The organism is Mesorhizobium sp. M7A.F.Ca.CA.004.12.1.1, from assembly GCF_003997835.1.
Taxonomy (GTDB): Bacteria; Pseudomonadota; Alphaproteobacteria; order Rhizobiales; family Rhizobiaceae; genus Mesorhizobium.
Genome location: NZ_RZRK01000242.1, coordinates 1 through 7,760, shown reverse-complemented (window position 1 = coordinate 7,760; position 7,760 = coordinate 1). Strand labels below are relative to the sequence as shown.

Genomic DNA, 7,760 nt, shown 5'->3' with positions numbered 1-7,760 from the left:
ACACCACGCTGCCGGTCGAAATCTGGAACCTGCTGCGCTCCGGCCTTAACCCCAAGACCAACGCCGTCGGCTCGCTGGTCTTCGCCGTCTCCATCGTGCTGGTGGTGCTGTTCGAACTGACATTGCTGCGCAGGAGAAAGGCATGACCGCGCCTTTGGTCGATATTCGTGCCGTCTCGCATCGCTTCGGCCAGCACACCGTGCTGAATGACGTTTCGCTGCAGATCGAGCCCGGCAGCTACACCATCCTGCTCGGGCCGTCCGGCTCCGGCAAGACGACGCTGCTCTCCATTCTGGGCGGCTTCGTCACCCCCAGCGAAGGCAAGGTGTTCATCCGTGGCGAGGACTGCACCTCGGTGCCGCCGGCCAAGCGGCCGACGACGACGGTGTTCCAGGACTATGCGCTGTTCCCGCATATGAGCGTCGGCAGCAATGTCGGCTTCGGCCTGCGCATGCAGGGCGTCGACGGCGCTACCCGGGCGGCAAAGGCGCGTGAAGCGCTTGCGCTGGTCGGCCTCGCCTCCGCCTTCGACAAGAAGCCGCATCAGCTTTCCGGCGGCCAGCGGCAGCGCGTGGCGCTGGCGCGGGCGCTGGTGATCGAGCCGGCGGTGCTTCTGCTCGACGAGCCGCTCGGCGCGCTCGATCTCAAATTACGCCGGCAGATGCAGGACGAGTTGAAAGCGATCCAGAAGCGCGTCGGCACCGCCTTCATCCACGTCACCCACGACCAGGAAGAAGCGATGGCGCTGGCCGACCATTGTGTGGTGATGAATGACGGGCGCATCGAGGACGAAGGCCCGCCCGAGCGCGTCTATCACAGGCCGGCGACGCGCTTTTCCGCCACCTTCATGGGCGAAAGCTCGATCCTTGCCGGCACAGTCACGGAGGCGAAGGAGAGGACAAGCACCGTCGCCACGCCCGTCGGGCCGGTCTCGCTGCCCGGCGCGCTGCCGGTGGGCTCCGCCGTTGCGCTGGCCATACGGCCGGAGCATCTTGTCCTCGGCGAGGCCAGCGGCAGTGTCAGGCTCGGCGCGGCCAGAGTGAGCGACGTGGTCTTCCAGGGCAGTTTCAAGCGCGTGCTTGCGGTTTCCATCGAGGACCCCTCGCTTCACTTCATCGCCAAATTGCCCGCGACGGCGGCCGTCCAGCCGGGCGACACGGTCGCGATTTCCTGCAATACCGACCAGATTATTCTGCTGACGGACTGAGCTTTTCTGACGGATTGAACATGGCAACACTTCCGCTCATTGAGGCACCCGACTGGTACGAAACCATCCGCATGAGCGATGGCGTGACCTTGATCCACGAGCCGTGGATAAAGCCGTTCTTCCGCTGCAATATGTGGCATGTGCGCGGTCGCGATCGCGATCTCCTCTTCGACACCGGCCTCGGCCATTTCAGCCTCCGGCGCCATGTACCGCTGGTGAGCGAGCGCAAGCTGATTTGCGTCGCCAGCCACACGCATTTCGACCATATCGGTTGCCACCACGAATTTCCCGAGCGTTGCGTGCACGCCGCCGAGGCCGGCATCCTCGCCGATCCGCGCAATGAATGGACGGCAGCCGGCACCTATGCGACCGACGAGATGTTCGATCGCATGCCGCAAGGCTGGGACACGGCGCGCTACGGCATTCTGCCTGCGCCCGCCGGCCGTTTGCTCGGCCAGGGCGATGTCGTCGATCTCGGCGACCGTGCCTTCGAGGTGATCCACACGCCCGGCCATTCGCCCGGCGGCATCGCACTCTACGAAAACAGGACGGGCATCCTGTTATCCGGCGACATCATATATGACGGCCCGCTGATCGACGACGTCTACCACTCAGACATTCCCGACTACATGGCGACGCTGATGCGCCTGCGCGACCTCCATGTCTCAGTCGTGCATGGCGGGCATTTCCCAAGCTTCGGCAAGGTACGCTACCGCCAGCTTGTCGACGAGTATCTGGCGCAAAAGCGGCAGGCCGGCTGCCATCTGCGGCAGCCCTGAAGCAGTTAGCGCATCAGTTCGAAATGCCGGGGGAACGCCTGATGCAGCAGGAGCAGCATGGTCTTGCGCAGCACGTTGGTGTCACGGCTGGACGGATTGAGATGATCCCAATACCAGGCGCCATGAACCAGATAATTCAGGCTCTCCGACAGCGTATCGATGTCGACGCCGGTATAACCGCCACTGCGCGAAATCTCGATCAGCAGCTCGCGCGCCTCGGCGGTGTAGGCAAGGTCGCTCGGCAGGCCGATTTCGTTGTAGATCTGCATGCTCTTGCGGTCGCTGGAAAACACGACAAAAACTGAAACCCATTTCGGATGCTGGCGGGCGAAACGTTGCGCGCAATCGACCGCGCCCAGAGCCCGCTCAACCGGCGACAGGCCGGGCGCCCGCACCAACGTCACCCACAGCTCATCATATCGATCGCTGAGATACTGCAGGACGGCGCGAAACAGGTTCTCCTTGCTGCGGAAATGGAAGACGACCAGGGCATTGGACGAGCCGACATGTTCGGCGATGCGCTGCATGGTGACGCTTGCCAGCCCCTCCTCCGCGATGAGTTCGATGGTGGCGTCGATGATCCGCTGCACGCTGGCTTCGCCGCGCTCGCGCCGACGGTCCTTGGGCGGCGCGGCATCGTTTGCCGCACGCCCATTCTTCGCCGTAGCGCCTTTGCGTTTTGCCGCCGCAGCCTTTTGTTGCGCCATCTTCGTCCAGCTCCTTTCGGACCTTCTGGCGCGATCACCGGCGCCACCACAGATTCGTCTATTCGAGGTGTCCGGCGTCGGCTCTCCAACCGCGGCAAGAGCCGCATCGCCCTGTTATAGCGACGGACGCGTTTCGGCGTTTGTGTACCACTGCCCGTTGGCCGTCTCATAGGCCATGGCCGCTCGGAAAACATCGGCATCGCAATAGGTGCGGCCGACGATCTGGATGCCTGTCGGCACGCCGCTTGCCGCCCGACCCGAAGGGATGGACAGAACCGGACAACGGCTCATCATGTTGAACGGCGTCGTCATCACCCATCCCAACGACGGGTTCACCTGCTTACCGTTGATCTCGACCGTACCCGTGGTCTGATCGAACTCCGCCGGCACGGAGGGAAGCGCGTTGGTCGGGCAGATCAGCACATCGTAGGTCTCCAGCAGCGGCCCCAGCGTCTGGTACATCCTGGCCGCCACGTCGAGTGTTCCGACAAAGTCCGTCGCCTTCGACTTTTGCCCGTCCTCGGCGAACTGCCTGGCATAGCTCGTCATGTCCTTGCCGTGCTTCTTGAGCAGCTGCGACAGCGATGCGCCGAACAGATGCTCGAGATAGGCCATGCCCGCCCTGAGCACTTCGTCGCCCCAGCCCAGATCGACTTCCTCGACCGTGGCGCCGAGCGAACGGAACACATCGCAGGCGGCAAGCGTGTTCTTGCGCACGTCCGGGTCGACTTCGAAAGAACCAAGGTCCATCGAGAAAGCAATCTTCCAGCCCTTGATCGGCTTGTACTCGAGCGGCAGGCGCAGTTTCGGGCGCAGCGTGGCGATGTCGAGCGGGCTTGGTCCGGCCATCACATTCTGCAGCAGGATCGCATCCCCGACGTTTCGCGCCAGCGGTCCGGTGTGGCAGTAGAAGTCGAGGTTGAATGGCGGCTCGTCCGGATTGCGCCCGTAAGGCGGCTTGAAGCCGACAAGACCGCAGGCCGACGCGGGAATCCGGATCGATCCCGCAATGTCCGAACCGGTGGCGATCGACGACGTGCCGGATGCCAGCGTCGCCGCGGAGCCTCCCGACGAACCACCGGGCGTGAAATCCGGGTTCCACGGATTGCGCGTCACGCCCCAGCGTTTCGACCAGGTGTAGCCGGCGCAGCTGAATTCAGGCGTCGCCGTGCGGGCATGGACAATGCCTCCGGCCTTGATGATGCGCTCGTTCATCGTCGAGGTATGGCCACCGATAGCATCCCCGGACAGCAGCGAGCCGTGCGAGGTCCGCTTGCCCTTGATGTAGCTCTCGTCCTTTATGCCGATCGGCAGGCCCTCGAGCGCCCCGGTCCGGGCGCCCCTGGCGTATTTTGCCTCGGCTTTCCTGGCCAGGTCTATCGCCTCGTCGAAATGCGTGAAGGTGAGGCAGTTGATCGTCGCTTTGGTGGCTTCGGCGCGGCGGATGGTGGCCTGCATCAGTTCGACGGGCGAAAGCTTCTTTGCCTTGAACAGCCGCAGCGCCTCGCTGGCCGGCATGTAGCAAAGGTCGAGATCGGTCATGGGAAGTCTCCTGCGATCTGCGCATCGCGTTTGGCATGGACGGAAGATGACCGCGCCGCGTGCGGCGGCGCGGGAAAGCCTGGTCAGGTCATTTCTGCAGGTCGGTCCAGATCTTCGTGTAGAGCGCCTGCACATCGGGCGGGCAGGCCAGCATGAATTGGCCCTTGGCGGCGAACTCGGCGGGAATGTTGACTTCCGGCGCGGTCTTCATGTCGTCGGGCATGAAGGCTTCCGAGCCCTTGATGCCGTTCGAATAACGCGCAAAGGCTGAGATCAGCGCCGCATTCTGCGGATCCATGATGAAGTTCTGGAACAGCTTGGCGTTGTCGACATTCTTGGCGTCCTTGAGGACAGCGACATTGTCCATCCAGATCGGATAGCCTTCCTTGGGATAGCCATAGACGATCTTGTCGTTCTCAAGCCGCTCGCGCAGCGATATGCCGTTCCAGTTGACGCCCGCGGCGATGTCGCCCCTGCCCAGGCCATCGACGGCCGCATAGTCGAGCGAAAGCCATCTCGCCTTCGCCTCCACCAGCTTGTCATGCACCTTCTTCAGCATCTGCATGTCGCTGCTGCAATATTTGCCACCCTCGTAAGCGATGGCGAGGAACATGATGTCACCCATTTCGGGTACGACATTGATCTTGCCGACGAGTTCGGGAGGTGGGTCGAGGAAGATCGCCGATGTGTTCGGATCGCCGGCATAGACCGACTTGTTCACCGAAATGCCGGTCGTGCCCCACTGCCATGGAACGGTGTATTTACGGCCTGGATCGAATGGAACATCGACCCACCTCGGATCGACGTTCTTGAAGTTTTCCATCTTGTTGGGATCGGTCTCCAAGAGCAGACCTTCGCTGATCCAGACCGGCACGACGCTCGCCGAAGGCACGACGATGTCATAGCCGGAGGCGCCCTGCCGGACCTTGGCCAAGGCAGTATCGTTGGAATCATAGTCGGTGACGGTGACCTTGACCTTGTAAGTCTCCTCGAACTTCTTGATCAGGTCGGGGCTGGTGTAATTGCCCCAATTGTAGATGTTGAGCTCGCCGTCGGCACGGGCCACGCCCGTGACAGTCAGCAGCGACAGGCCGATGGCCGTCACGGTCAGTTTCAAGTTCATGCTGCATGCTCCCATTGTTGGACCGGCGGCGTTACGGCCTCAGGTCCGTTTCCTGCTGACGAAAAGATGACCGCGACAATGCCGATCGACGGCACGAGAGCGGCCGTCGACATCGCACTCGCGGCATGCGGCGCACCGGCAACGGCAAGCCGCATCGCGGTCGAGATATTCCCCTCTTCATTGTGGCCATTCACCGGCTGGCGCCGGCTGTCCAACTCAATTCGCGACCTCAGGAGTAACTATGACTAAACATACAGTCAATATCTTTCCGCGGGTACGGCCATTGCTCGGCGATTGACGATGCGCCCGATGAGATGGTGACTGAGTGAGCAGGCAGAAAGAGGTTTAGCCGCGATACCGGACGCGTCAGGCCGTGGAGGCCGAAATGCTCGCGGCCGCAATTCGCTGGCGGAACCAATCGAAGGTGCGCCCGATGCCTTCCTGATAGCTCGTCCTCGCTTCCCAGCCAGGAAGGACATGCCTCGCCAAAGTCAGGTCCGGACACCGATTTGTCGGATCCTGGGGAGCTGGAGGGTGGTGCTCGATGCGGCTGCCGGGGACAAGCGATCTTACGAATTCCGCGATGCGCAGGACCGAAACCTCGTGGTCGTTGCCAATGTTCAGAGGACCGCGATGCGAGATGCCGTCGCGCCAGAAGTAACGTTCCAGCCCCTCGACGATATCGTCGACATAACCCCAACTGCGCGATTGGGAGCCGTCGCCATAAACCGTCAGAACCCCGGTTGTCAGTGCCTGGATGGCAAAATTCGAGACGGCGCGTCCGTCGTCGATGCGGGTTCGTGGCCCATATGTGTTGAATATCCTGACGACGCGAATGTCGAGCCCGCCGACCCGCTGCTGCTCGAACAGCAATGCCTCTGTGCAGCGCTTGCTTTCATCATAGGAAGCCCTGGGACCGGTGCAGTCCACCGATCCCCTGTAACTCTCGGGTTGCGGTGAAACCAGGGGGTCGCCGTAGACTTCCGAGGTCGAGGCGAAGCAGAAGCGACCGCCGGGCTTGAGCAGCGTCAGGAGATTGAGCGCGCCGCCGATATTGGCCTTGATCGTGCGTACCGGCTCGCGCATGTACCAAAGCGGCGACGCCGGCGACGCGAGATGGATGATCTCATCGAAGCCCTGAAGGGATGAAAAGCTTTCGGCGTCGGCAATCTGCAGATCGAAACGCGGATCGGCGACATGCGCGATGTTGTCTCGCGTCCCGGTCCAAAGATTGTCGACGACGACCAGCTTTTCCAGATCGCTTCGCCGCAACAGACGGTCGACCAGATGCGAGCCCAGGAAACCGCAGCCGCCAGAGATCAACACGCTGCGTGACATGGAAAACCCCCGCTCCAGACACCGGCCAGTCAACGAGCCCAGGGCTTGTTTCCCAACAACAGCGGATGCGAGCTACCCAAAAGCCTTTCCGCCAATCGATGCACCCATCTACACCGCCAAGCGCCGCGAGTGCAAACAGCAAGCCTTCACGAGTGGAACGTGCGGCGGCCGACCGGCCTCTGCTTTTAAGGAGAGAAACTGCCGCGCGATGTCGCGCATCGAAGCGACCGCCGATGCTGCCCGTCATCGCGAGGATGATCAGGACATTTCAGGCCTACAGCGCCCTTTGCGGGCATGGCGCCCCGGCTGCATCACCACAGCGCGACGCCGTGGGCTGCGGCCGGAAGCTCGTCTCTTCGGACTGGCGCACCAGTTCGGCAAAGAGCAGCGCGAAGCTTCCCAGCATCAGGAAGACGATGATCAGGCGTGTTACCGGCAATATGTCGGCCTCGACTGGCTAGCCCCCACGCCACCCATCCACTGCCGGCTAACATGACCGATCCGGCTTTACGAGACTTTAAGGCCCGTCTTAACCATCACATTCGCGTAGCCTTTGACATGATACGCGAACGGCATGCCCGCATCCGCCGACCGGCATGGCCGTATCATCCGGGATGGCGTTGCCATCCGGGATGGTACCTCCCTTTGCAGACGTACCCCGCCCATGCTACCCCGGCGCTGGCGCGGCCCAGCAACCGGCCGCTGCCAATCGGTCGTCATCGGGGAGCCATGAGCAAAGCCGCCAGCCGCATCGCCTTCGTCTCGTCCGACACCGCTGACGCCAAGACGGCGCTGGAAAGCCTGTCGGTGCGCTATGGCCAGTCTTCCGTCGAGGAGGCCGGGATCGTCGTTGCGCTTGGGGGTGACGGGTTCCTGCTGCAGACCCTGCGCGACACGATGGGGACCGGCAAGAAGGTCTACGGCATGAACCGTGGCACCATCGGCTTCCTGATGAACGAGTATCGTTCCGGTGGCCTCACCGAGCGTCTCGAGGCCGCCGTCGCCGAAACGATCCGCCCGCTGGAGATGCTGGCCGTGACCTCGGAAGGCGAAACGATTTCAGC

General features: G+C 62.4%; 8 protein-coding genes and 2 pseudogenes. 5 read left to right on the top strand and 5 right to left on the bottom strand.

Translation table 11 applies throughout. The features are described from left to right. The 3 genes and pseudogenes from EN984_RS38785 to EN984_RS14865 form a co-directional block, all read left to right on the top strand. Positions 1-146: pseudogene (locus EN984_RS38785) on the top strand (ABC transporter permease); the annotation flags it as partial. Beyond that, positions 143-1,207 carry an ABC transporter ATP-binding protein gene (locus EN984_RS14870; RefSeq protein ID WP_127272608.1) on the top strand — a complete coding sequence of 355 codons (1,065 nt, stop codon included), beginning with the start codon at positions 143-145 and terminating at the stop codon, positions 1,205-1,207. The pseudogene EN984_RS38785 and the gene EN984_RS14870, both read left to right, overlap by 4 nt. Positions 1,208-1,227: 20 nt before the next feature. Continuing rightward, positions 1,228-1,986 carry an MBL fold metallo-hydrolase gene (locus tag EN984_RS14865; RefSeq protein ID WP_127269128.1) on the top strand — a complete coding sequence of 253 codons (759 nt, stop codon included), beginning with the start codon at positions 1,228-1,230 and terminating at the stop codon, positions 1,984-1,986. Between the two features lie 5 nt (positions 1,987-1,991). Here EN984_RS14865 and EN984_RS14860 read toward each other — a convergent pair whose 3' ends face one another. From EN984_RS14860 to EN984_RS14850, 3 genes are all read right to left on the bottom strand, one after another. Further along, positions 1,992-2,693, bottom strand: a complete 702-nt coding sequence (locus EN984_RS14860) for a TetR/AcrR family transcriptional regulator (protein WP_013531378.1) — start codon at positions 2,691-2,693, stop codon at positions 1,992-1,994. Between the two features lie 114 nt (positions 2,694-2,807). Continuing rightward, a complete protein-coding gene (locus EN984_RS14855; protein WP_127269127.1) occupies positions 2,808-4,235 on the bottom strand; it encodes an amidase in 1,428 nt (475 codons plus the stop codon). 88 nt (positions 4,236-4,323) lie between these two features. Further along, positions 4,324-5,358, bottom strand: coding sequence for an extracellular solute-binding protein (locus EN984_RS14850; protein WP_127269126.1), 1,035 nt, complete (start codon positions 5,356-5,358; stop codon positions 4,324-4,326). 66 nt (positions 5,359-5,424) lie between these two features. On the opposite strand from EN984_RS14850, the gene EN984_RS14845 reads away from it, so the two are divergent. Next, the gene (locus EN984_RS14845; protein WP_127269125.1) at positions 5,425-5,607 is read left to right on the top strand and encodes a hypothetical protein; all 183 of its coding nucleotides are present in this window, start codon (positions 5,425-5,427) and stop codon (positions 5,605-5,607) included. A gap of 117 nt (positions 5,608-5,724) precedes the next feature. Here EN984_RS14845 and EN984_RS14840 read toward each other — a convergent pair whose 3' ends face one another. Next, positions 5,725-6,696 (bottom strand): NAD-dependent epimerase/dehydratase family protein, encoded by a 972-nt coding sequence (locus EN984_RS14840; RefSeq protein ID WP_127272607.1) that lies wholly within the window; start codon positions 6,694-6,696, stop codon positions 5,725-5,727. 274 nt (positions 6,697-6,970) lie between these two features. Beyond that, positions 6,971-7,135 (bottom strand): hypothetical protein, encoded by a 165-nt coding sequence (locus tag EN984_RS37700; RefSeq protein WP_164748845.1) that lies wholly within the window; start codon positions 7,133-7,135, stop codon positions 6,971-6,973. 290 nt (positions 7,136-7,425) lie between these two features. Between EN984_RS37700 and EN984_RS14835 the strand changes: the two are divergent. Beyond that, positions 7,426-7,760 (top strand): annotated as a pseudogene (locus EN984_RS14835) (NAD kinase); the annotation flags it as partial.

Excerpts from the sequence above, each read along its gene's own strand:
- EN984_RS14840 (WP_127272607.1), bottom strand. The coding sequence starts at position 6,696 with ATGTCACGCAGCGTGTTGATCTCTGGCGGCTGCGGTTTCCTGGGCTCG.
- EN984_RS14855 (WP_127269127.1), bottom strand. The coding sequence starts at position 4,235 with ATGACCGATCTCGACCTTTGCTACATGCCGGCCAGCGAGGCGCTGCGG.
- EN984_RS14870 (WP_127272608.1), top strand. The coding sequence starts at position 143 with ATGACCGCGCCTTTGGTCGATATTCGTGCCGTCTCGCATCGCTTCGGC.
- EN984_RS14865 (WP_127269128.1), top strand. The coding sequence starts at position 1,228 with ATGGCAACACTTCCGCTCATTGAGGCACCCGACTGGTACGAAACCATC.
- EN984_RS14850 (WP_127269126.1), bottom strand. The coding sequence starts at position 5,358 with ATGAACTTGAAACTGACCGTGACGGCCATCGGCCTGTCGCTGCTGACT.
- EN984_RS14845 (WP_127269125.1), top strand. The coding sequence starts at position 5,425 with ATGACCGCGACAATGCCGATCGACGGCACGAGAGCGGCCGTCGACATC.
- EN984_RS14860 (WP_013531378.1), bottom strand. The coding sequence starts at position 2,693 with ATGGCGCAACAAAAGGCTGCGGCGGCAAAACGCAAAGGCGCTACGGCG.